The sequence below is a fragment of the Nocardia otitidiscaviarum genome, assembly GCF_007362295.1.
GTDB lineage: Bacteria > Actinomycetota > Actinomycetes > Mycobacteriales > Mycobacteriaceae > Nocardia > Nocardia otitidiscaviarum.
The window spans coordinates 403,246-426,234 of the sequence record NZ_CP041695.1 but is presented as its reverse complement, the minus strand read 5'-3'; the positions used below and the strand labels follow the sequence as shown (position 1 = coordinate 426,234).

Annotated in this window: 20 protein-coding genes; 12 read left to right on the top strand and 8 right to left on the bottom strand. The window is 69.1% G+C overall.

Translation table 11 applies throughout. The features are described 5' to 3' along the window. Positions 1–7 precede the first annotated feature (7 nt). A complete protein-coding gene (locus tag FOH10_RS01690) occupies positions 8–526 on the top strand; it encodes an LpqN/LpqT family lipoprotein (protein ID WP_186000681.1) in 519 nt (172 codons plus the stop codon). Positions 527–840: 314 nt separating this feature from the next. Here FOH10_RS01690 and rsmA read toward each other — a convergent pair whose 3' ends face one another. Next, a complete protein-coding gene (rsmA, locus tag FOH10_RS01685; protein WP_039817110.1) occupies positions 841–1,719 on the bottom strand; it encodes a 16S rRNA (adenine(1518)-N(6)/adenine(1519)-N(6))-dimethyltransferase RsmA in 879 nt (292 codons plus the stop codon). A 76-nt stretch (positions 1,720–1,795) separates the two neighbouring features. Then, on the bottom strand, positions 1,796–2,956 hold the full coding sequence (locus tag FOH10_RS01680) for an alpha/beta fold hydrolase (protein WP_143979358.1): 1,161 nt from the start codon (positions 2,954–2,956) through the stop codon (positions 1,796–1,798). 138 nt (positions 2,957–3,094) lie between these two features. Between FOH10_RS01680 and FOH10_RS01675 the strand changes: the two genes are divergently transcribed. Further along, on the top strand, positions 3,095–3,862 hold the full coding sequence (locus FOH10_RS01675; protein WP_143979357.1) for an SDR family NAD(P)-dependent oxidoreductase: 768 nt from the start codon (positions 3,095–3,097) through the stop codon (positions 3,860–3,862). A gap of 159 nt (positions 3,863–4,021) precedes the next feature. On the opposite strand, the gene FOH10_RS01670 is transcribed toward FOH10_RS01675, so the two are convergent. Both FOH10_RS01670 and FOH10_RS01665 read right to left on the bottom strand, forming a co-directional pair. Beyond that, positions 4,022–5,149, bottom strand: a complete 1,128-nt coding sequence (locus FOH10_RS01670; RefSeq protein WP_039817233.1) for a resuscitation-promoting factor — start codon at positions 5,147–5,149, stop codon at positions 4,022–4,024. Positions 5,150–5,358: 209 nt separating this feature from the next. Beyond that, positions 5,359–6,186: a TatD family hydrolase gene (locus FOH10_RS01665; protein WP_143979356.1), complete on the bottom strand. Its 828-nt coding sequence runs from the start codon at positions 6,184–6,186 to the stop codon at positions 5,359–5,361. 68 nt (positions 6,187–6,254) lie between these two features. Here FOH10_RS01665 and metG point away from each other — a divergent pair, with 68 nt between their 5' ends. The 8 genes from metG to FOH10_RS01625 all read left to right on the top strand — a co-directional run bounded on the left by metG (position 6,255) and on the right by FOH10_RS01625 (position 16,577). Next, the gene (metG, locus tag FOH10_RS01660) at positions 6,255–7,838 is read left to right on the top strand and encodes a methionine--tRNA ligase (RefSeq protein WP_143979355.1); all 1,584 of its coding nucleotides are present in this window, start codon (positions 6,255–6,257) and stop codon (positions 7,836–7,838) included. Positions 7,839–8,242: 404 nt separating this feature from the next. Continuing rightward, positions 8,243–9,295: a 3-oxoacyl-ACP synthase III family protein gene (locus tag FOH10_RS01655; RefSeq protein WP_039817114.1), complete on the top strand. Its 1,053-nt coding sequence runs from the start codon at positions 8,243–8,245 to the stop codon at positions 9,293–9,295. Between the two features lie 7 nt (positions 9,296–9,302). Beyond that, entirely contained in the window at positions 9,303–10,217 is a 915-nt protein-coding gene (locus FOH10_RS01650) for a hypothetical protein (RefSeq protein ID WP_143979354.1), read from the top strand. Beyond that, the gene (locus FOH10_RS01645; protein WP_143979353.1) at positions 10,214–11,887 is read left to right on the top strand and encodes a fatty acid CoA ligase family protein; all 1,674 of its coding nucleotides are present in this window, start codon (positions 10,214–10,216) and stop codon (positions 11,885–11,887) included. Before FOH10_RS01650 ends, FOH10_RS01645 begins: the two co-directional genes overlap by 4 nt. Beyond that, the gene (locus tag FOH10_RS01640; protein ID WP_143979352.1) at positions 11,887–12,159 is read left to right on the top strand and encodes a hypothetical protein; all 273 of its coding nucleotides are present in this window, start codon (positions 11,887–11,889) and stop codon (positions 12,157–12,159) included. The genes FOH10_RS01645 and FOH10_RS01640 overlap by 1 nt, the downstream gene beginning before the upstream one ends. Continuing rightward, positions 12,156–13,199, top strand: coding sequence for an NAD-dependent epimerase/dehydratase family protein (locus FOH10_RS01635; RefSeq protein WP_143979351.1), 1,044 nt, complete (start codon positions 12,156–12,158; stop codon positions 13,197–13,199). Before FOH10_RS01640 ends, FOH10_RS01635 begins: the two co-directional genes overlap by 4 nt. A 13-nt stretch (positions 13,200–13,212) precedes the next feature. After that, positions 13,213–14,409, top strand: coding sequence for a peptide synthetase (locus tag FOH10_RS01630; RefSeq protein ID WP_143979350.1), 1,197 nt, complete (start codon positions 13,213–13,215; stop codon positions 14,407–14,409). Beyond that, entirely contained in the window at positions 14,406–16,577 is a 2,172-nt protein-coding gene (locus FOH10_RS01625; protein ID WP_143979349.1) for an MMPL family transporter, read from the top strand. Before FOH10_RS01630 ends, FOH10_RS01625 begins: the two co-directional genes overlap by 4 nt. Here FOH10_RS01625 and rsmI read toward each other — a convergent pair. After that, complete coding sequence (rsmI, locus tag FOH10_RS01620; RefSeq protein WP_143983796.1) at positions 16,541–17,386, bottom strand: 16S rRNA (cytidine(1402)-2'-O)-methyltransferase; 846 nt, start codon at positions 17,384–17,386, stop codon at positions 16,541–16,543. The two genes, FOH10_RS01625 and rsmI, sit on opposite strands and share 37 nt — an antisense overlap. A 649-nt stretch (positions 17,387–18,035) precedes the next feature. Here rsmI and FOH10_RS01615 point away from each other — a divergent pair. After that, positions 18,036–19,643, top strand: a complete 1,608-nt coding sequence (locus tag FOH10_RS01615) for a dolichyl-phosphate-mannose--protein mannosyltransferase (protein ID WP_143979348.1) — start codon at positions 18,036–18,038, stop codon at positions 19,641–19,643. 7 nt (positions 19,644–19,650) lie between these two features. Here the strand turns inward: FOH10_RS01615 and FOH10_RS01610 are convergent, their stop codons facing one another. Both FOH10_RS01610 and arcA read right to left on the bottom strand, forming a co-directional pair. Continuing rightward, positions 19,651–20,022 (bottom strand): GntR family transcriptional regulator, encoded by a 372-nt coding sequence (locus FOH10_RS01610; RefSeq protein ID WP_039817128.1) that lies wholly within the window; start codon positions 20,020–20,022, stop codon positions 19,651–19,653. A gap of 7 nt (positions 20,023–20,029) precedes the next feature. Next, complete coding sequence (gene arcA / locus FOH10_RS01605) at positions 20,030–21,259, bottom strand: arginine deiminase (RefSeq protein ID WP_051037704.1); 1,230 nt, start codon at positions 21,257–21,259, stop codon at positions 20,030–20,032. Between the two features lie 296 nt (positions 21,260–21,555). On the opposite strand from arcA, the gene soxR reads away from it, so the two are divergent. Then, positions 21,556–22,071, top strand: a complete 516-nt coding sequence (soxR, locus tag FOH10_RS01600; protein ID WP_143979347.1) for a redox-sensitive transcriptional activator SoxR — start codon at positions 21,556–21,558, stop codon at positions 22,069–22,071. Here soxR and FOH10_RS01595 read toward each other — a convergent pair. Then, positions 22,046–22,894 (bottom strand): SDR family oxidoreductase, encoded by an 849-nt coding sequence (locus FOH10_RS01595; protein WP_143979346.1) that lies wholly within the window; start codon positions 22,892–22,894, stop codon positions 22,046–22,048. The two genes, soxR and FOH10_RS01595, sit on opposite strands and share 26 nt — an antisense overlap. Positions 22,895–22,989 lie beyond the last annotated feature (95 nt).

The window sequence follows — 22,989 nt, the reverse complement described above, 5'->3', positions numbered from 1 at the left end:
ACCTCTCGTGAGCACCCCCACCGGCCCCGATGGGCTGCCCAGCATTGCCGAATACCTCGCCGCGGCGGGTGTGCAAGTGGAGTCCGTCGCGCCCGAAGCCCCTGGCGCCCCGCAGATCTCGATTCCGGTGCCGGAGGGGTGGCAGCAGATGAACCCGGCGCAGTTCCCCGGCGCGTACGGGGTGTGGGCGACCGCGCCGGAGGGCGGCTGGGCCGACAACGCCGTGGTGCTGGTCGCGAAGTTCTCCGAACCGATGGACTCGTCCAAACTGCTGGAGTGCGGGTTCACCGATGCGCGGCGACTGCCGGAGTGGCAGGAGCTCGATACCCACACCGGCGAGTTCAACGGCTTCCCGTCCTCGGCGATCACCGGCACCTATGTGGTCGCGCCGATGACCCTGTGGGCCTACAACCGCTACGTCATCGTCGAGGACCGGTATCTGGTGCAGCTGACCGTCACCACCCGCGCCGACCACGACGGCGCCGACGCGGCGGCCATTGTCGCGGGGCTGGCCGTCTCGGCCTGAAACCGGTGCGGCCGCCGCTGACTCGACCCTGATCTCGGCCCCGCCCGGCGCGACGGCCTCGAGCCCGGCGCGGCGGCCTCACCCCAGCGCGGCGGCATCCAGCCCGGCGCGCTGCGTGGCGGCCACAGCCCGACCGCACTGCCTCTCAGCGCCGCGCGTCCTGCCCACCTCCGCGCGGTCCGCCCCCGAGTTCGTGCGTTCGGCCTCGGCCTCGAGGCGTCACGACCCAGCGGCCCGATGCGTCACGACCCAACCTCGGGGGCGTCACGGCTCAGCCGCGAGGCATTGGCGGATCGGCCCCGTATGATTGCGCCTCAGCCTTGTTCGGCGAGGCGGACGAAAGCGGCGGTGTCGAGCGTTTCGCCGCGTGCGGTGGGCGCGATTCCCGCTGCGACGAGGCGTCTTTCGGCTTCGGCCGGGGAACCCGCCCAGCCCGCCAGGGCGGCGCGCAGCGTCTTGCGGCGCTGCGCGAAGGCCGCGTCCACGACCGCGTAGACCCGCTGCCGGAACTCGGCGTCCTGCGGCCAGGGGGAGACGGTGAAGCGGTCGATGCGGACCAGACCGGATTCGACCTGCGGGACCGGCCAGAAGATCTGGCGGCCGACGGTTCCGGCACGGCGAACCGGACCGAAGAAGCCCGCCTTGACGCTGGGGACGCCGTAGACACGACCACCGGGTTCGGCGGCCAGACGCTCGGCCACCTCCAACTGCACCATGACGAGTGCGGTTCGGATACTGGGGAATTCGGCCATCAGCGTCAACAGCACCGGGACCGCGACGTTGTAGGGCAGATTCGCCACCAGCGCCGTGGGGGCGGCGGGCAGGTCGGCGGCGGTGACCTTCATGGCGTCGGAGAGCACCACGGTCAGTCGGTCGGACAGCTCGGGCGCCCGCGCCGCCACCGTATCGGGCAGGGCGCGGGCGAGCACCGGATCGATCTCCACCGCGATCACCCGATCGACCACATCGAGCAGGGCCAGGGTCAGCGATCCGAGTCCGGGCCCGACCTCGAGCACCACATCCTCGGGACCGACCCCCGCCGTGGTCACGATGCGCCGCATGGTGTTGGCATCGTGCACGAAGTTCTGACCGAGCTGTTTGGTCGGCCGCACCCCGAGCCGTTCGGCCAGCTCCCGCACTTCGGCGGGACCCAGCAGAGCGGCTCGACCACGGGCGATATCGGACTCGGACACGCCAGCAAACGTATCAACCCGGCCGCGCCGAGCCCGCACCTGCCCGCGCGGTGACCGGACCGCGAGCTCGGGTGACCTACGGCAGCGTCGGCGTCGACAGCACGCGGGCCACGAAGCCTTCGATGGCCGCCCACATCTGCGGGTTGAGTTCGGTGTGCTCCCCCATGCCGACGACCGTCGAGTAGTCGACACCGTTGGCGGTGAACTGCGCGGCCAGGGCGGCGTGCAGCGGGGAGGGGACGACCTTGTCGGTGGCGTTGAGCAGCAACAGGATCGGGGCGTCGTAGCCGCTGGTCGGCACCGCCATGTAGTCGGTGACGGCGGCGCGGAAGCGCTCGTCGGCGAGCGGTCGGGCCAGCATCTCACCCACCGAGATGCCGTCCACGACCTTCATGATGCCGTCGAAGCAGAGCCCGCTCGCGTCATCGAGGACCTGGCGGCCGCGCGGGGTGAGGTAGCTGTTCAGATCGAGTTCGGGACGCGTGTCGCGCAGTCCGGCGAACATGCTCACCACGAAACCGTTGACCGCGGTGCCGAGCTGGCCCGGCACCGCGGGCACGTACGGTCCGACGAACGGGGCGACCTTCTCGATATCCGAGGCTGGATCGACCGCGATGGTGCCGCGGAAGTCCAGGTCCGGCAGCAGCGCCGATTGCAGGTGCGCGGTGCCCAGCGCCGCGTGGCCGCCCTGTGAGAAGCCGGTGACCGCCCACGACCGCGACAGATCCGAGCGAATCTCGCGCGCCGCCCGCACCAGATCGATGGTGGCGGTCGCCTCGGTGCGCAGTTCCAGGTACGGGTGCGGTCCGGTGTCGAAGCGGCCGAGGCCGAGGAAGTCGGGCGCGACCACGGCGAAACCCTTGTTCACGAAGTACTGGAGGACCGCGTCCTCCTTGGGCCGGCTGAATCGGCTCCCGGCGCTCTGCCCACCGCAGCCGGGTCCGAGTCCGGAGGTGCCGTGGTCGTAGGCCATGATCGGCCAACCGCCCGCGGGTGGCACGCCCTCCGGAACGATCAGCGCCCCACTGGCTTGCACCGGTTCGCCATTGGAGCGCGTGGTCCAGTAGTCGACGGAGTACCCGTTGGCCATCCCCCGCCATCCGGGTGGCTGCGCCGCCGCCGCGATCGGGGTGCCCGCCGCGGCCGCCTGTGCCGGGGCTCCCGGAACACTCAGCAGCGCACCCGCCGACATCGTGATCGCGGCCAGGACACGCGTCCACCCGCCGAACACTCGCATGCAATCCTCCATCAGGTCCCGACCCGGGAACGACTTTCGAACCGCCATGCAGCCTAATGAACTGAACGACAGTCCAGTCTGAAAATTCTCTGGCAATCCGTCGTTGACCACGCCTGTAACTTGTTCTAATTTCGGGCGATGGATCGCAGATACGACGGCCGTCGCGTACTCGTCACCGGAGCGGGCTCCGGCATCGGACAGGGCATCGCCCTGCGACTACTGGCCGAGGGCGCGCAACTGGTCGCCGCCGACATCAACGAGACCGGACTGACCTCCACCGCCGAGGCCGCCCCCGCCGACCAGCGCGATCGGCTGCGCACCCGGACGGTGAACGTGGCCGATCAGGAGTCCACCCGCACCGCCGTGGCCGAGGCGGCCGAATTCCTCGGCGGCCTGGACGTACTCGTGAACGCGGCGGGCATCATGCGCGGCGGGCACACCCACGAACTGCCCCTGGAGACCTGGAACCAGGTACTCACCGTGAACCTCACCGGCACCTTCCTCATGATCCAGGCGGCCCTGCCGCACCTGCTGGAATCACAGCACGGGGTGGTGGTGAACTTCTCCTCCACCAGCGCATTCGGCGCGGCCCCGTACATGGCCGCGTACGCCGCGTCCAAGGCCGGGGTGAACGCGCTCACCCACTCCATCGCGCTCGAGTACTCGAAAAAGGGGCTGCGCGCGGTGAATATCGTGCCCGGCGGCATCAGCACCGCCATCACCTCGAACCTCGACATTCCCGCCGACGCGGACTGGACGCTGATGGCCCGACTGCCCGGCTGGCTGGAGGGCGGTGCGCTGGGCAAGCCCGAGGACATCGCGGGCGTGGTGGCCATGGTGGCCTCCGAGGACGGCCGCTATATGACGGGCACCGAACTCCGCGTGGACGGCGGCGCGCTCATGTGACGGTCGGCGACCCGAGCGGGCCATACAGACGATGCGACAACCCGAACGGCACACGGGCGATGCGGCAGCCCGAGCAGGTCGTATACGCGACAGGCCGCTTCGGTCATGCGGGCAGATGCCCGCGCGGGCGATGGGAATTGCCGACGCGGGTGGCCCAGCTCAGCTCAGACCCAGGCGGCTGGTGCAGGCGGGCCAGGCTCCCCAGCCCTGCCGCTGCCGGGTCACCTCGGCGATGGCGATCTGCTCCTCGCGGGTGGCCAGGTCGGCACGGGGCGCGTAGCGCAGTCCGCCCTGCCGGGCCCAGGTGTTCGCGTCGAACTGGATGCCGCCGTAGTAGCCGTTGCCGGTATTGATGGCCCAGTTGCCGCCGGATTCGCACTGGGCCAACGCGTCCCAGATGGCGCCGTCCTTGACCGGCGGCACCTCGGTGCCCGGCTTGGCGCCCTTGCGGATGGTCTTCGGCTCGGCGGGGACGATGACGGTCGAGTCGATGAGTTCCCGGCCCGCCTCCTGACCGTTCACGATGGAGACGGCGAAGGTCGCGTCGTGCACGCCCGGCTTACCCGGATTCTCCACCACGGTCCGGCTCATGTTCAGCTCCGGATCCTCGATGATGTTCTCCGGCGGATCCAAAGGGATTCGCTCGGTGCGGTTCTCGATCACGCGACGGGTGACGACGATCTTCATGCCGTCGGTGAGCGGAGTGTCGGCGGCGGGCTCCACGGTGTCCTGATTCACCAGCGGGCGGCCCTGCACCTTCAGCAGCTCGCCGACGGTCGGCGCGGCCAGCCGCACCAGGGTCGGCGGGCGGCCGTTGTCGGAGAGTTCCAGCGTGCGCGGGCTGGTCACCAGTAGCTGCCCACCCTCGAGCGGCAGCGGCGTGGGCCGGGCCGGGGAGGTGAACACATCGCTGGGCAGGCTCAGCTTCACCAGCGCCTCGGCGACGGTGAGCGCGGTGGTCCACACCTTCTGCTGCTGACCGTCGACGGTCAGCGCGACCTCGCGGGCGCGGTTGAGGGTGATGGTGGCACCGTCGGCGACGGTGGCGTTCGCGGCCGGGCTGACATCGTCCTTGTCGTCGACCGAGAATCCGGCCGCCTTCAGCACCCCGCGCACATCGCGGTACATGGTGCTCTGGAGGTATTTCTGCCCGTCGACCACGACGGTCACCGTCTTGTGGTTCACGATGGCCAGCCCGGCGCCGACGACGAGCGTGACGAGCATCGCCGCGATGGCGCCGTACAGCAACGGCGAGCGCGACGAGTTGATCTTCGTCAGAGCGTTCATCGGAAATCCCGGCATGGTCACAGTACGATAACGAGGGGGTCATGAATTGACAACCACTCCACGCGTACCGGGGCGTTTCAGAATAACGACCCGATATCGAAGCGCTGGTTGGTCACGATTCGGCTAGATCATAGTGAGCGAAGCCACACCGCGCGACTCACGGGTGGAAAGTTCGCAACCCGTGACTTTCTCGCAGAAATCGTGCGAGTTCAGATTCCGTAGACCAGCCGCGCATTCGCCGTGGTGATCTTGGCCAGCCGCACCGGATCCTGTTCGCGGAGTTCGGCCAGCGCCCGCACCGTGTACGGCAGGCAGTACGGCTCGTTCGGCGCGCCACGGAAGGGATGCGGAGTCAGGAAGGGCGCGTCCGTTTCGACCAGAATCCGATCCTCCGGCACCAGTTTCGCGGCCTCCCGCAATTCGTGGGCATTCTTGAAACTCACCGTTCCGGAGAAACTCAGGTAGTAGCCCTCCTCCACGCACGCGATGGCCATGTTCGCGTCGGAGGAGAAGCAATGGAAGATCACCGTGTCCGGCGCGCCCTCGTCCAGCAGGACGGCGAGCAGATCATGGTCGGCTTCCCGGTTGTGGATCATGAGCGGTTTGCCCAGCCGTTTGGCCAGGTCGATATGCCAGCGGAAGCCCTCGACCTGCTCCTCGATATCGGCGCAGCCCTCCAGCTTGCCCGGCCAGTAGTAGTCGAGTCCGGTCTCGCCGACGGCCACCACGCGCGGATCGGCGGCCAACTTCTCCAACTCGGCCTTGGCCGCGTCGTCGAGGGCGTTGGCCCGGGTCGGATGCAGTGCGACGGCCGCGTGGACCCGCTGATCCCAGTGCGCGGCGCGCACCGCGAAACGGGCGGCCTCCAGGTCGTCGGCGATCGTCACCACCTGTCCGACGCCCACCGCCTGGGCCCGATCCACAATGGCGGCAACCGATTCCGCGTCGCTCGCGCCGCAGGCGTCCAGATGGGTGTGCGCGTCCACGAGCGGGGACAGCGGTTCGGGCGGTTCCGGCGCGGGTCGCTTCTTACTCATCGACACCACCGCTTACAGGGATATTGAGGGGAGCGACAGCAGGCACGCCGATTACAGTAGGACACACCATGAGCGCATCCGACCGCACAGCCACCCCTGGCGCCTCAGCACCGGCCTTCTACATCACCACGGCCATCGCCTACCCGAACGGTGCGCCGCACATCGGGCACGCGTACGAGTACATCTCGTCCGATGCCCTGGCTCGCTTCAAGCGGCTCGACGGTTTCGACGTGTTCTTCATGACCGGCACCGACGAGCACGGCCAGAAGGTGCAGCAGGCCGCCAAGGCCGCGGGCGTGCCCGAGCGCGAGTACGCGGCGGGCAACTCGGACGTGTTCGAGCGGATGGACAAGGCCCTCGACGTCTCCTTCGACCGGTTCATCCGCACCACCGACGAGGACCACCACGCCGCCTCCATCGCCATCTGGGAGCGGATGGCCGCCAATGGCGACATCTACCTCGACACCTATTCGGGCTGGTACTCGGTGCGCGACGAGGCGTTCTACACCGAGGAGGAGACCACCGTCCTCGACGACGGCACCCGGGTCTCCACCGAGACCAGGACGCCGGTGGAGTGGACCGAGGAGTCGAACTACTTCTTCCGGCTGTCCAACTACCAGGACCGGCTGCTCGAGCTGTACGAGACGCGGCCGGACTTCATCGCGCCCGCCACCCGGCGCAACGAGATCGTCTCCTACGTCAAGGCCGGGCTGAAGGATCTGTCCATCTCCCGCACCACCTTCGACTGGGGGGTGCCGGTGCCGGGCGATCCGGAGCACGTCATGTACGTGTGGGTGGACGCGCTCACCAACTACCTCACCGGCGCGGGCTTCCCGAATACCGATTCCGCCGCGTTCCAGAAGTTCTGGCCCGCCGATCTGCACATCATCGGCAAGGACATCACCCGCTTCCACTGCGTGTACTGGCCCGCCTTCCTGATGTCGGCCGGTATCGAGTTGCCGAAACGCGTGTTCGTGCACGGGTTCCTGTACAACAAGGGCGAGAAGATGTCGAAGTCGGTCGGCAATGTGGTCGATCCGATGGAACTCGTCGACACCTACGGCCTCGACGCCGTGCGCTTCTTCCTGCTGCGTGAGATCTCCTACGGACAGGACGGCTCCTACAGCCACGAGGCCATCGTCGGGCGCATCAATACCGACCTGGCCAACGAGTACGGCAACCTGGCGCAGCGCTGCCTGAAGATGGTCGCCCGCGACTTCGGTCCCGTGGCGCCGACGCCCGGTGAGTTCACCGAGGACGACCGGGCACTGCTGGACCGGGCGAACGGGCTGCTGGAGAAGGTGCGCGCCGAATTCGACCAGCAGCAGATCCACCTCGGCCTGGAACAGCTGTGGCTGATGCTCGGCGAGACCAACCGCTACTTCTCCGCGCAGGCCCCGTGGACGCTGGCCAAGGCCGGTACGCCGGAGGGCACCGCACGGGAGGGCACCATCCTCTACGTGACCATGGAGGTGCTGCGCATCGTCTCGATCCTGGTGCAGCCGGTGATTCCGGGTTCGGCGAACAAGATCCTGGACCTGCTGGGTCAGACCGGCCGCACCTTCGCCGATATCGCCACGCCGATCCAGCCGGGCATCGCGCTGCCCGCGCCGGAGGTGGTCTTCCCGAAGTTCGTGGAGCCCAAGGCGTAATCGCTCGAAAAGGGCTGTCGCCCAGACAGTTTGCTCACCGCTGGCCGGGTACGAGAAATCGTGCCCGGCCGCTCTGCGTTCGGGGGTCCGGAGGCGGTGAAGTCTCTCACAGCGAAACCGTCAGTCCGATAATCAAGACTGGTCGTTCGCACAGATTTCCCCGGGTAACCGACGGTTGGCCCCGAGACCGCGCCGACACCAAGATCACCTGCTCACCCGAGGTGAAGCACTGATAGCCGAATCTCATGCAGTTCGTGAGACTTTCGGTTACAGAAATTGTGACAAACCCAAATGTCTCAGACAGTTGGCCTCGATCGACGATGTCGCAGACGAAGTTACCCTCGGGTAGCCTTCCATGCGTCCCCGCTATCGAATGAATTGCTCCCTACTTCCGAGGAGTCCCCGTGCCGTATTCACGATTCGAGGCGATCGGCGCATATCTGCCGTCCAAACGAGTCACCACCGAAGAACTCGTATCGCAATTGAAAACCGCACCCGGCTTCGATCTCGAAAAGATCACGGGTGTCCAGGAGCGGCGTTTCCGCTCCACCGAACCCGGGAACGTCGAAGATTCCTTCACTCTCGCCATGAATGCGGTGGAGGACTGTCTGTCCAGGTCACAGTATGCGGCCTCGGATCTGGACGTGATCATCTCCACCTCGATCACGCGGTCCAAGGACGGCACCAAGATGTATATGGAGCCCTCCTTCGCAGGTGCGATCGGCCGCGCCATCGGCGCGCGTGAAGATGTCATCACCTTCGATCTGTCGAATGCCTGCGCGGGTATGCTCACCGGCACCTACATTCTGGATCGAATGATTCGCTCGGGTGCGGTGCGGCGCGGAATCGTGGTCAGCGGCGAGGCCATCACCCCCATTGCGGAAACCGCCGTCGAAGAAATCTCCGAGAAATACGATCTGCAATTCGCCTCACTCACCGTGGGCGATTCCGGGGCGGCCGTCGTACTGGATGAGGCAGTCGACGACGCCGACAAGATCCACTACATCGAGCTGACCACGGCCTCGGAGTACTCGCACCTGTGCCTGGGCATGCCCAGTGACAAGTCACAGGGTGTGGCGCTCTACACCGACAACCGGAAGATGCACAACGAGTCGCGCTTCCTGCTGTGGACCGATACGCAGAGCGGTTACCTGGACAAGCAGGGCACCACCTTCGCGGACGAGAAGTTCGACTACATGATCCACCACCAGTTCGGCGCGGGCGCGGTGCCGTTCATCAACGCCATCGCCGCACGGGAGTTCGGCGTCCCGATGCCGCCGGATCTGAATGTCATCCACAAGTACGGAAACACCTCCACCACTTCACATTTCATCGTGCTGCACGACCAGCTGAGCCAGCAGGCCATTCCGGCCGGAGCCAAGCTGCTCATGGTCCCGGCCGCCTCCGGCGTGGTCGCCGGATTCCTGTCCACCACGATTTCTTCGCTGAAGGTCTGAATCTGCTATGGGCGTGCGCATCAAATCCACCGGAACCAGCCGGGACACCGACACTTTCAGCATCGTCGAGCACAGCGCCCGCGCGGCGCGGCAGAGCCTGGAGCGGGCCGGTGTGCGGCCCGACCAGGTGGGGGTGCTGATCAACACCGGCGTGTTCCGCGACTCCAACACCGTCGAACCCGCTGTCTCGGCGCTCATTCAGAAGGCCGCCGGGATCGGGCTCGACTACGCCAAGGAGGACCCCCGGTCGTTCTCCTTCGACCTCATGAACGGCGCGGTCGGCGTGCTCAACGGGGTGCAGGTGGCCCAGTCGGTACTGGCCACCGGCAGTGCCGAACACGTGCTGGTGGTCTCCGGCGACACCCACCCGTCGCTGACGCGGTCGGCCGCCGACGACGAATTCCCCTACGCCACCGCGGGTGCCGCACTGTTGCTGGAATTCACCGACGAGCCGGAAGGTTTCGGCCGGGTGCACACGGTCTCGGGTGCGGGCACTCCCGCCGTCGAGTCCTATGTCGACGTCGCCACCATGGGCACCGTGGGCCGCGGTCTGATGACCGTGGAGCGCGACGCCGACGCCGAGGACCGGCTGCTCGCGGTCGCCTTGCGGGCAGCGCGGGCCGCGCTCGACGAGGCGGGTGACATCGATCCGGCCGATACGGCGGTGATCGCCTCCACGCCGAGCGCGGCGTTCCCGGCCCGGCTGGCCGCCGAAATGGGCATCGCCCCCGAGGCGGTGCGGACCCCAGACCTGTCCCAGGGCGATCCGCACACCGCCGCGCTGCCGCTGGCCTATGACGCCGCCGCACAAGACGATTCGCTGTCGGCGTACCGTCAGGTGCTCTTCGTGGCCGCCGGCGCCGGTCCGGCCGCCGCCGCGGTGCTCTACCGCCTGCCCGCCCTCGCCGGGGCCGCCGCGTGACGGCGGGCACCTATTGGAAGGCCATCGACCGCTTCCGGGCGGTCGTGGCCGACCAGCCGGATCGCGAGGCCGTGATCTTCCCGGGTGGCACGAACCCGTCCGGGCTGCCGGACTACCGGTACCTCACCTATCGCGAACTCGACGCCTGGTCCGACGCCATCGCCGAACGGTTGAGCGCGGCCGGTGTCGGGCGCGGCACCCGCACCATCGTGCTGGTGCTACCCAGCCCCGAGCTGTACGCGATCATGCTGGGGCTGTTGAAGATCGGCGCGGTACCCGTGGCCATCGACCCGGGCATGGGCCTGCGCAAGATGCTGCGCTGCCTGCGCGCCGCCGATGCCGAGGCGTTCATCGGCATCCCGCCCGCGCACGCGGCCCGGGTGCTGTTCCGCAACTACTTCCGCGGCGTGCGGGTGACGGTAACGGTCGGCAGGCGCTGGTTCTGGCGCGGCCCCACCCTCGCCAGCTGGGGCACCCGACCGACCGGAACCCTGCGGCAGCGCGAACCCGCTCCCGATGACGAGCTGCTGCTCATCGCCTACACCACCGGCAGCACCGGACCGGCCAAAGCCGTCGAGATGACGCACGGAAATCTCTCGGCCATGGTCGAGCAGGTGCACGCCGCGCGCGGCCACGTCCCCCCGGACACCTCGCTCATCACCCTGCCGCTGGTCGGCATCCTGGACCTGCTGCTCGGCGCGCGCTGTGTGCTGCCGCCACTGATTCCCAGCCAGGTCGGGTCCACCGATCCGGCGCACGTGGTGGATGCGGTCAACCGGTTCGGCGTGAAGACCATGTTCGCCTCCCCGGCCGTGCTGATCCCGCTGCTGCGGCACCTGGAGCACACCGGGGCGGCGGTGCCCAGCCTGCACAGCATCTACTCCGGTGGTGCGCCGGTGCCGAACTGGTGCATCGCGGGCCTGCGAAAGGTGCTCGCCGCGGACGCCGAGATCCACGCGGGTTACGGCTCCACCGAGGCGCTGCCCATGTCCACCATCGAATCGCGGGAGCTGTTCGACGGTTTGGTGGAGCGGGCGCAGCGCGGCGAGGGCACCTGCATCGGCCACCCCAGCGACCGGGTGCGCGCCCGGGTGGTCGCGATCACCGACGACCCGCTACCCACCTGGGATCGGGTGGAGGAGCTGTCCTCGGAGCTGTACGCCACCAATGGAATCGGCGAACTCGTGGTCTCCGGGCCGAATGTGAGCACCCGCTACTTCTGGCCGCCCGAGGCCAATACGGCGGGCAAGATCCACGACGGCGACACCGTCTGGCACCGCACCGGCGATCTGGCCTGGATCGACGCCGAGGGCCGAATCTGGTTCTGCGGCCGCAAGAGCCAGCGCGTGCACACCGCCGACGGACCCATGTTCACCGTGCAGGTCGAACAGGTCTTCAATACGGTGCCGGGCGTGGCCCGCACGGCGCTGGTCGGGGTCGGACCGCGCGGCGGGCAGACACCGGTGCTGTGCGTGGAGGCCGAGCCGGGTGCCGACGTCGACGCCGTCGCCGTGGCCCTGCGCCAGCGTGCCGCCGAATTCGAAGTCACCGCAAAGGTTTCCCGCTTCCTGTTCCACCCGAAGTTCCCGGTGGATATTCGGCACAATGCCAAGATCGGCCGCGAGCAGCTGGCGATCTGGGCGCAGCGGCAACTAGGGACGGAGAGGTAATGAAGGTTCTCGCACTGCGCGCGGTCCCGATCCTGGGCTGGCTGTACCTGGCGGTCGGCCTGATCGCCGCGCTGACCGGTCGCGCCCCGGCCAATCGGCTGCTGCGCGCCGTCTTCTGGATCGACGCCTTCCTCAGCGTCGTGGTGCACGCGGCCCAGATCCCGGCCGCGCTGCGCGCCGCCGAGGGCAGCGGCACGTCACCGGTCGAAACCGCCGTGCTGACCCAGATCTTCGGGCTCACCTGGTGGAAGACACAGGAGGTGGCGGCGTGAAAGCACTCGTGACGGGCGCGTCCGGATTCCTCGGCGGCGCCATCGTGCGGCGCCTGGTCCGCGACGGCGACTACGACGTGGCGATTCTGGCGCGGCCCACCAGCAACCTGCGTGACCTCGCCGACGTCATCGACCGCATCGAGATCGTCACCGGCGATCTCACCGACGCCGGATCGCTCGACGAGGCCACCAAGGGCGTCGACGTGGTATTCCACAGCGCGGCGCGGGTCGACGAGCGTGGCACCCGGCAGCAGTTCTGGGCCGAGAACGTCAGCGCCACCGTGCAACTGCTGGCCGCCGCGCGGCGCAACGGGGCTTCCCGCTTCGTCTTCATCTCCAGTCCCAGTGCGCTCATGGACCGCGACGGCGGCGATCAAGTCTCGATCGACGAATCGGTGCCCTACCCGAGCCGCTACCTGAACCTCTACTCCGAGACCAAGGCCGCCGCCGAACGCGCCGTGCTGTCGGCGAATTCGGAAACCTTCACCACCTGCGCGCTGCGCCCGCGCGCCATCTGGGGCGCGGGCGACCGCAGCGGGCCGATCGTGCGGCTGCTGGGCAAGGCGGCCGAGGGTTCGCTGCCGGATCTGTCCTACGGCAAACAGGTTTTCGCCTCGCTGTGTCACGTCGAGAACATCGTGGAGGCCAGCGTCAAGGCCGCCGCGTCCGACCGGGTCGGCGGGAAGGCGTATTTCGTCGCCGATGCCGAGCAGACCGACGTGTGGGGCTTCCTCGGCGAGGTCGCCACCGACCTCGGCTACGAGCGGCCGAGCCGGCAGCCGAACCGGCGGGTGCTCGACGCCGTGGTGTCGGTCATCGAAACCATCTGGCGGGTACCGGCCGTCGCCACCCGCTGGTCGCCGCCGCTGTCGCGCTACGTGGTGGCGCTGATGACCCGCACCGCCACCTACGACACCTCGGCGGCGGCCCGCGATTTCGGGTACGTGCCGGTCGTGGACCGGGCGCAGGGGCTGCGCGAACTGCTGGCCTGGCTCGAAACCCAGGGCGGCGTCGAGGAATTGACCAAGAACATTCGGTGATTGAGAGCAGGCCATGAGCAACGACACCGGTTTCCGCCGACCCATCTCCCCCACCGAGCTCATCTACTTCCCGATGCGGGATCTGGCTCCGCCGTTCCTCATGCAGCTGGCGATCGAGGGCACCGGCACCCTCGACGCCGACGAGCTGCGGCGCGCGGTGGCCACGGCGGCGCAGGCCAATCCGGGCGCGCGGCTGATACGAGACGGAAAGTACTGGGTGGACAGCGGCATCGCGCCCGCGGTGCGGGTGGTCGACCACGCGCTGCGGTTCCCGGAGCTGGAGGCGGATCCGGTGCTCACCAGCCCGATCGGCCCCACACCGGAATCGACGGTGGAGGTGCTGCTGCTGACGGCCGCGCCGACCACCGTCGTCTTCCGGGTGTTCCACGGGGTGATGGACGGCATGGGCATGATCATGTTCGTCACCGATGTGCTGCGGGTGCTGCGCGGGCAGGAGCCGGTGGGCGCGGCCGATCCCATCGCCGACGCCGAACTGGTGCGCAAGGTCGGCGCGCCGGGGCGGCCGACGCTCATGAACCCGAGCTTCCGTTCGGCGGTCGGTCACGGACGGCAGGAGCCGGGTGAGCATCGTCATCTGCTGCGCTGCCGCACCATCAACGCCACCGGACCGCGCGCGCTGGAGCGGGTCGCCGCCATCCTCACCGAGTGGGGTGGACCGCGCTCGCGCATCATGATTCCGGTCGATCTGCGCCGCCATGATCCGGAGCTGCGCTCCACCGCCAATCTCGCGCTGCCGCTGTTCCTCGATGTGCGCGGCGTCGCCACGGTGGCTCAGCTCAACGAGATGAAGAAGGCCGGGCTGCGCGAGGGCCGCGAGCTCAATCAGATGGACAACAGCGGGCTCACTAAACTGCCTCCTGCCGTGGGGCGTTCGCTGCTGCGGACGCTGAACTTCGTCGGCTCCCGGTGGGGCTACAACCTCGCCTCGGCCACCGTCTCCCATATGGGACGCTACGACTTCGACGAACTCGCGGTGCCCGGCTTCCGTCCGACCGCCGTGCGGGTGCTGCCGCAGCACAGTGTGGCCATGCCGCTGCTGTTCGGTATGACCGAGGGCGACGGGCGCACCGAACTCTCGGTGTCGGCGCGCAGCGGGCGGGGCATTCCGGAGCGCCTCGAGGCGCTGTTGGACAAGATCGTTCACACGCTGGAAAGCGAATTCGCGCAGACGGATTCGGCGGCCTCATGACGCGGTGGGCGCGGATGGTGGTGGCCCGGCCGCGACTGGTGCTGGCCGCCGCCGTGCTGTTCGCACTGCTGTCCGGAATCTTCGCCGCCGGGCTGGCCGAGAAGGTCAGCGCGGCCGGATTCCAGGACCCCGGCAGTGAGTCCACCGCGGTGGACAGCTGGGTGACGGAGCGGTTCGGCCCGCAGAACCCGGACATCATCGCCATCTACACCGCACCCGAGGGTCAGACCCTCGACGACATCGGTCCCCGGATTCAGCAGGCGGTCCAGCGGATCGACCCGGCACTGCTCGACCGCCCGGTCGAAACCTACTGGAACAGTGCGCGACAGCAGTATCTGCGCTCACCCGACGGGCAGCGCGCCCTGGCCGTGGTATTCGCCGCCGGGGACGACAATCGGCGGATCGCGGTGTACCCGGAGATCGCGGCCGAACTCGAGGTGCCGGGCATCCGCACCCAGCTGACCGGATACAGCGCCCTGGCCGATGAGATCAGCCAGCAGTCGCGGCGCGATCTCATCGTCGCGGAGGCGATTTCGATTCCGCTCACGGCCGTGGTGCTGGTGCTGGTGTTCGGCGGCATCGTGGCGGCGCTGCTGCCGGTGGCGGTGGGCACGCTGGCCGTGATCGGGGCGCTGGGCGCGGTGGGGCTCATCGCCCACGTCACCGAGGTCAGCGTGTTCGCCATGAACGTGGTGTCGCTGCTGGGGCTCGGATTGGCCATCGACTACGGGCTTTTCGTGGTCGGACGATTCCGGGAGGAACTCGGGCAGGGCCGCGCCGTGGACGAGGCGGTGACGCGGGCGCTGCTCACCGCCGGACGGACCGTGACCTTCTCGGCGCTGCTGCTCATGTGCGCCTTCGCGGGCACCTTCGTCTTCCCGCAGGCGGTGCTGCGCTCGCTGGGGTTCGGGGCGATCGCGGCGGTGGCGCTGGCCGCGCTGCTGTCGGTCAGCGCGCTGCCCGCCGCGCTCATGCTGCTCGGACCGCGGATTCGCCGGTGGAGCTGGCGGGCGGACGCCTACGAGCGCGCCGAGGAACGGGCACAACGGTTCTGGGGCCGCGTGGTCACCGCGGTCATGCGGCGGCCCGGTACGGTCGCCATCGCCGTGGGCGGACTGCTGCTGGTGCTCGCCGCGCCGCTGACCGGGGTGCGGTTGGGCGATGTCGACCACACCGCGCTGCCGCCCGGCAATGAGAAGCGGATCGCCGTCGAGGAATTGAGCGCCGACTTCGCCGCCGCCAACAGCGGCGCCACCGTACTGCTCACCCGCGCCGACGGAACCGCACCCGCCGGCTCCGACATCTCCGCGGGGCTGCGCGAGATCGGGGCGGTACCCGGTGTGCGCCAGGTGCTTTCCCTGGGCACACGAGACGGTGCCGCCGTCCTGCACGCGGCCCTGGCCGCGCCCGATCGCTCACCGGACGCCCAGGAGATCGTGAAAGACATTCGGGCGCTGCGCCTCGACGGTGTGGAGCTGCGGGTGGGCGGTGCGAGCGCCGCCACCGTGGACAGCGTCACCGGCGTCCTCGACGCCATGCCGCTGATGCTCGTGGTCATGGTCGCCGCCACCCTGCTGGTGCTGCTGCTGGCCTTCCGCTCCGTGGTGCTCCCGCTCAAGGCCGTCCTCATGGCCTTCCTCAGCCTCGCCGCCACCTTCGGCATCCTGACCTGGATCTTCGACCAGGGCCATCTGGCGGATGTGCTCGGCGTCAGCCCCGGCCCGCTCTCCGGCGGGATGATGGTGCTCATCATCGCCGTGGTCTTCGGCCTGTCCACCGACTACGAGGTGTTCCTGCTGTCCCGCATGAAGGAGGCCCACGACGCCGGAGCCGACACCACCGCGGCGGTCCGCACCGGCACCGTGCAGACCGCGCGGGTGATCACCGCCGCCGCGACCCTGCTCGTCCTCATCACGGGCGCGTTCACCATCTCCCCCCTGACCCCCATGCGCTTCCTCGGCCTCGGCATGGTCATCGCGCTGATCATCGACGCCACCCTGGTCCGCATGCTCCTGGTCCCCGCCCTGGTGAAACTCATGGGCGAGGCCAACTGGTGGATGCCCGGCCGCCGCCCGCCGAAGCCGCCGGAATCGACCACCGCCACCGCCCCGGCAGAGCCGGTTCAACAGACCTATTCGGCCGAACGGGCGGCCAGTACGGCGTCGTAGAGTTCCTTGCGGGACGCGCCCGTGGTGGCGGCTACCTCGGCGCAGGCGTCCTTGAGTCGCAGTCCCTTGGCTGCCAGGCCCTCCACGCGCTCGACCAGGTCTTCGGGGGCGGCCGAAACCGGTTGTGCGCCTTCCAGAACGACGGTGATCTCGCCGCGCGCGCCGTCGACGGCCCAGGCGGCCAGTTCGGCCAGGGTGCCGCGGACGACCTCCTCGTAGGTTTTGGTGAGTTCGCGGCAGACGGCCGCGCGGCGTTGGGGCCCAAGGATTTCCACCGCGTCGGCCAGACAGTCGGCCAGGCGGTGCGGGGCTTCGAAGAACACGCAGGCGCGGGGTTCGGCGGCCAGTGTGCGCAGCCATTCCTTGCGCTGGCCGGATTTGCGCGGCGGGAAACCGTCGAAGCAGAACCGCTCGACCGGCAGGCCGGACAGGGCCAGGGCGGTGGTCACGGCCGACGGGCCGGGCAGGCAGGTGATCGGAAGCTCGCGCTCGACGCAGGCGGCGACCATGCGGTAGCCGGGGTCGCTGACCGACGGCATACCCGCGTCGGTGACCAGCAGCACCGTGCGACCGGACTCGATCTCCGCCAGCAGCATGGGAATCCGGGCGGTCTCGACGTGATCGTAGAAACTCACCACCCGCCCCGCGATCTCGATTCCGAGCGCCCTGGCCAGCGACCGCGTGCGCCGGGTGTCCTCCGCCGCGACGATATCGGCCGCGCCCAGCGCATCCCGCAACCGCTGCGAGGCGTCACCGACATCCCCCATCGGCGTAGCGGCCAGCACCAGCCGCCCCGACGCCTCACCCATATCGCTCACCGCTCCTCGTCATCGTCTCGAAAGCCGCGTACAACCACCCGCGACGCTCGCTCGCCGGGTACGACGCAGGAGCCACGCGGCCCGAACGACAGACCGCGGCGGCTCCGACAGCGACACGGCCGAATGCGCCCGTCCGCCGCGCCCAGCATACGGACGCCGCCGAAGCCGACACACCCGCATCGTGCCGGGTCGCGACCGGCGCACTCTCGCCACCGGTGCGCGACATCCTCGATTACCGGCATGCACCCGCCGCTCCTACGGCACCCCGATCCTCGGTGCCCCGGCGCTGCCGCACCCCGGTCCCCGCTTTCCCAGACCTCGGTCGCGCGGTATCCGGGCACCCTGGTCGCGCCCAGCGTTCGTTTCGCCACGGTCTTCCCGCACACCGGTCCCCGCACCTCGGCCAGTCGGCTCCCCGGCATCCCTGCATGGGTGCCCCGCTCGCTCCCCGCCCCGAGCCTTCGAACGCACCGGACATACAGGCAGCCACAAGCTCGGGTACCCGCCGCGCACGAGCCAGCGACGGCTGCCCACGCGATCCCGGCGTCCACACACGAGCGCGCTGCATGCTCAGGCCGGAGGCTCGCGCCCGAACTCACCGGCCGCGCCCCGCCACCGGCGCACCGCATACCATCGGGTCGTGACCCAGGTGACCGATACTCGACCGTCCGCCCCGGACAATGGGGTGGCGACGTCCAGCCCGGCACCGCTCACACCGTCGCTGGAGATCGGGCCCACCGATCGGGTACGCGGGTGGGTGGTCACGCTCGTGCTCACCGCCATCGCGGGGTTCACCCGGTTCCTCATGCTGGGGTATCCGACCGACGGCAAGACACCGGTGTTCGACGAGAAGCATTACGCGCCGCAGGGCTGGCAGGTGCTGACCGGCGGCGGGGTCGAGGACAATCCCGGATACGGGCTCGTCGTGCATCCGCCGGTCGGCAAGCAGATGATCGCCATCGGCGAGGCCATCTTCGGTTACAACGGCTGGGGGTGGCGGTTCACGGCCGCCGTCTGCGGCACCGTGCTGGTGCTGCTGGTGATCCGCATCGTGCGGCGGATGACGCGTTCCACGCTGGTGGGCGCGTTCGCGGGCATTCTGCTGATCGCCGACGGGGTCACCTTCGTGTCCTCGCGCATCGGCATGCTGGACATCTTCCAGGCGCTGTTCGTGGTCGCCGCGTTCGGCTGTCTGATCGTGGATCGCGACGAGATGCGCGCCCGCATGGCCAGGGTGCACCGGGAGGGCCGGATCGGGGACAGCCCGTACGGTCCCCGCTTCGGGGTGCGCTGGTGGCGTTTCGGCGCGGGCGTGCTGCTCGGCCTGGCCTGTGGAACCAAATGGTCGGGACTGTACTTCGTGGCGGCCTTCACCCTGCTCAGCCTGGCCTTCGACCTCGCCGCCCGGCGCGGTTACCGGGTGCGCCTGCCCTGGCAGGGCACCGCGGTGCGCGATCTCGTCCCCACCGCCTACGCCCTGGTGGTCGTCCCGGTGCTGGTCTACCTCGCCACCTGGTGGGCCTGGTTCGGCGGCGAGACCACCTACGACCGCTGGGTGGTCGGCAGTCCCAAACTCGGCAGCGACGGCCTGTTCGCCTGGGTGCCCGACGCGCTGCGCTCGCTCTGGTTCTATTCGGCGGAGGTGCTGCGCTTCCACGAGGGACTCACCAATTCGGCGGGCAATCACCATCCGTGGGAATCGAAACCGTGGACCTGGCCGATGGGCCTGCGCCCGATGCTCTACTACTACGCCGACTCCGGCGTCACCGGCTGCGGCAGCTCACAGTGCGTGAAGGCCATCATGCTGATCGGCACGCCCGCCCTGTGGTGGGTGGCACTGCCCGTGCTGGGCTGGGCACTGTGGCGGACGCTGGTGCGGCGCGACTGGCGGTACGCGGCGGTGCTGGTGGGCTACGGCGCGGGCCTGCTGCCCTGGTTCCTGTCGCTGGACCGGCAGATGTACTTCTTCTACGCGGTGCCGCTGGCCCCGTTCCTGGCCATGGCCGTGGCCCTGGTGCTCGGCGACATTCTCGGGCACGCCGCGCCGAGCGGGCGACGGCTATCGGGCGCGCTGGAGTGGCAGCGGTTCACGCCGACCAGTGAGCGGCAGGGGTTGGGCCTGCTCATCGTCTGCCTGTATCTGGCGTTGGTGATCGCGAACTTCATCTGGCTGTGGCCGATTCTCACGGCCTATCCGATCACGATCGGCAACTGGCACGACCACCTGTGGCTGCCGAGCTGGCGGTAGCGCCCGGTCAACCGGGGTCGGATTCCCCCAGCGCGGCCCGCAGATAGCGCACCGCCGCCTCGTCGTCCAGGCCGAGGCGGCGGATCACGCTCACGTACTCGGTGGCGGCGCGGCCCGCGGTATCGCTGGTCGGGTCGCCCGAGGAGGCGATGAACGAGCCCAGCCTGCCCCGGGTTTCGAGCACACCGTCCTGTTCCAACTCGCGGTAGGCCCGCGCCACCGTGTTCGGGGCCAGCCGCAACTGGGCGGCCAGCGCGCGCACGGTGGGGATCTTGGTCCCGGCGGCCAGCTCACCGGATCGCACCCGGGCGATGACGCCCTGCCGCAGCTGTTCGTAGGGCGGCACCGTCGAGTGGTGGTCGACCGGGATGTCCAGCATGGTCTTCTCACACCTCCTCACGCGACAGCGGACAGGACAGGCAGCGTGGACCGCCGCGACCGGAACCCAGTTCCGACCCCGGAATCTGCAATACCTCGATGCCCGCGTCCGCGAGCCGCGCGTTGGTCATCTCATTGCGCTCGTAGGCGACGACGACACCGGGCGCGAGCGCGAGCGTGTTGTTGCCGTCGTCCCACTGTTCGCGTTCGGCGGTGACACCGTCCAGACCGGTGTCCACGACCCGCAGTTTGCCGATTCCCATGGCGTCGGCCGCCACCCGCAGGAAGGGGTCGGGGCCGCCGATGCTCACACCGCCGCCGTCGGTCTTGCGAATGGCGAAGGCGCACAGGGAGTCCTGCACCGCCGGGTACATCACCACCGCGTCCACGTCGACCATGGTGCACACCGTGTCCAGATGCATGGTGGCACGGGTCTGGGCGATCGGCACCACGAGCACGGTATGGGCGAGGTCGTCCTCGAAGAGGCTGCGCGCCAGGGCCTCCGCGCCCGCCGGGGAGGTGCGCTCCCCCACCCCGACCGCCACCACGCCGGGTGACAGCAGCAGTACGTCGCCGCCTTCGATGGGGGCGGTGTGCGATTCGTAGGCGCGGCGCACGTGCAGGAAGCGCGGGTGGAAGGCGTAGATGAGGTCGGTGAGCGAGGTCTCGCGCACCCGCGCGGGCATGGCCAGCGAGGTGATGGCGAAGCGGCGGCCCACCCAGAACGAGGAATCGCGGGTGAACAGCAGATTCGGCAGCGGGTCGATGACGAAGTCGTGCCCGTGGTGCATGCGCCGCACCAGCGAGGTGGCGTCCGGCCCGAACGGCAGTTCGTCGAAAGTCATTCCGGCCATGAGGATCTGGGCCAGCTCGGGCGCGGGCACGGTGCGCAGGTAGGCGGCCAGCTCATCGGCGAGCACATGCCCGAGCCGCCGCGCGTCCACCGCGCCGGAGATGCCCTGGATCCGCGCCGCGCCGCTCACCCGCAGGGTCTCGGTGAGCAGATCGGCCAGCAGCAGCACCTCCACCCCGCGCCCGCGCAGGACGTCGGCGAAGGCGTCGTGCTCCTGCTGCGCCCGCTCCACCCACGGGATGGCGTCGAAGAGCAGCTGGTCGTTGTTGCGCGGCGTCAATCGCCGCAACTCGTCGCCCGGCCGATGCAGCAGCACCGTGCGCAGCGCGCCGACCTCGGAGGTCACGGAAAACGGTCGCGCGGCGGGCGCAGCCTCAGTTCCCATGACACGACGGTAGTTCGCATTCGCGCCGAAGGCAGGGAATTGGTCGTCGCACGGGGCTCGCGCCGCCGCACGCGTGGCTGTCCGTACCCGCTCGCACCACCGCCGCACGCCGGCTTCGGCCCGCCCGCAAGCCGGGCCCGCGGTAGCCGCACCGAGCCGCGAGAAGCGGAGCCCACCAGCCGCATCGCACGCGAGCACACGGTGCCGCACCGCGGACGACAGCCGCATCGCATCCAGAGCACGGGTGCCGCGCGGCCCGCGCGAGAGCGCCGGTCAACCTCGAGTACTGTTCAGGTATGCAACACGCGTCATGGCAGGCGAAGGAACTGACGCCCGGACAACTCTCCGAACGCAGCGGCGTGGCGGTCTCCGCCCTGCACTTCTACGAGCGCGAGGGGCTGCTGCACAGCCGTCGGACCAGCGGCAATCAGCGCCGCTACCCGCGTGAGACGCTGCGTCGCGTGGCCTTCATCCGCATCTCCCAGCAGGTGGGCATCCCGCTGGCGGAGATCCGCAAGGCGCTCGACAACCTGCCCGACGGCCGTACCCCGACACGCCGGGACTGGGAGACCCTGTCCACCGCGTGGCGCGCCGACCTGGACGACCGCATCGCACAGTTGATCGCGCTGCGCGACAATCTCACCGGCTGCATCGGCTGCGGCTGCCTGTCACTGGGCACCTGCAAGATCGTCAACGCGCACGACCACCTCGGCGACGAGGGGCCCGGTGCCCGCGTCCTCGACATCCACGCCGCGGACCACTGCGCCGAGCCGCGTCCGGAATGCACTACACCTTCGGCAGAAACGTCGTGAACAGGTCGTTGGCCCGGCGCATGACGAATTCGTAGGGCCAGGCGAACTTCCGCGCCCACCAGTAGCCGAAGCGGATGTCGAACTGGGTGTGCACCAGGTAGGTGCCCTTCTCCACCGCCCGCACCATGATGTCGGCCACCTGCTCGGGCTGCTTGGCGTGCCGCCGAAACCGCTTGATCCACGCCTGGATTCGCGGATCGTCGCGATCCGCGCCGACGATGTCCACGGTGTGCACCAGGGGTGTGTCCACCGCGCCCGGCACCACCAGGTGCACCGCGATGCCGTGGCGCTCCAGATCGAACCGCAGTACCTCCGACACCCCCCGCAGCCCGAACTTGCTGGCGCTGTAGGCGGCGTGCCACGGGAAGGCCAGCAGTCCGGCCGCCGAGGACACGTTCACCAGCGCGCCCCCGCGTCCGGCCTCGATCATGGGGGGCACGAAGTTCTCGATCACGTGGATGGGGCCCATGAGGTTCACGTCCACCATGCGCTTCCAGTGCCGATGCTCCAGGTTCTCCACGGTGCCCCAGGTGGATACGCCCGCGATGTTCATGACCACATCGACGGAGCCGAGCTGCTCGTGCACCTGCTCGGCCCACCCGGTCACGGCCTCGTAGTCGCTGACATCCAGTGCGCGCGAGTTCTCGACCACCCCGCCTTCGGCGCGCACCTGGTCCACGACCTCGGCGAGGCCCTGCTCATTCACATCGGTGAGGACCAGCCGCGCCCCCTTCCGCGCCGCCGCCAGAGCGGTGGCCCGGCCGATACCGCTCGCCGCGCCGGTAATCACAGTCTTCTTGCCGCTGAGCTTACGACCACGCACGCTGATCCATCCCTCGAAGTTGACAGCCCTGTCGCAGGGGCACGCTACCCGCGAACAGAGTTGTTCGCCATTGGAAAGTCCCATGACAACGCCCC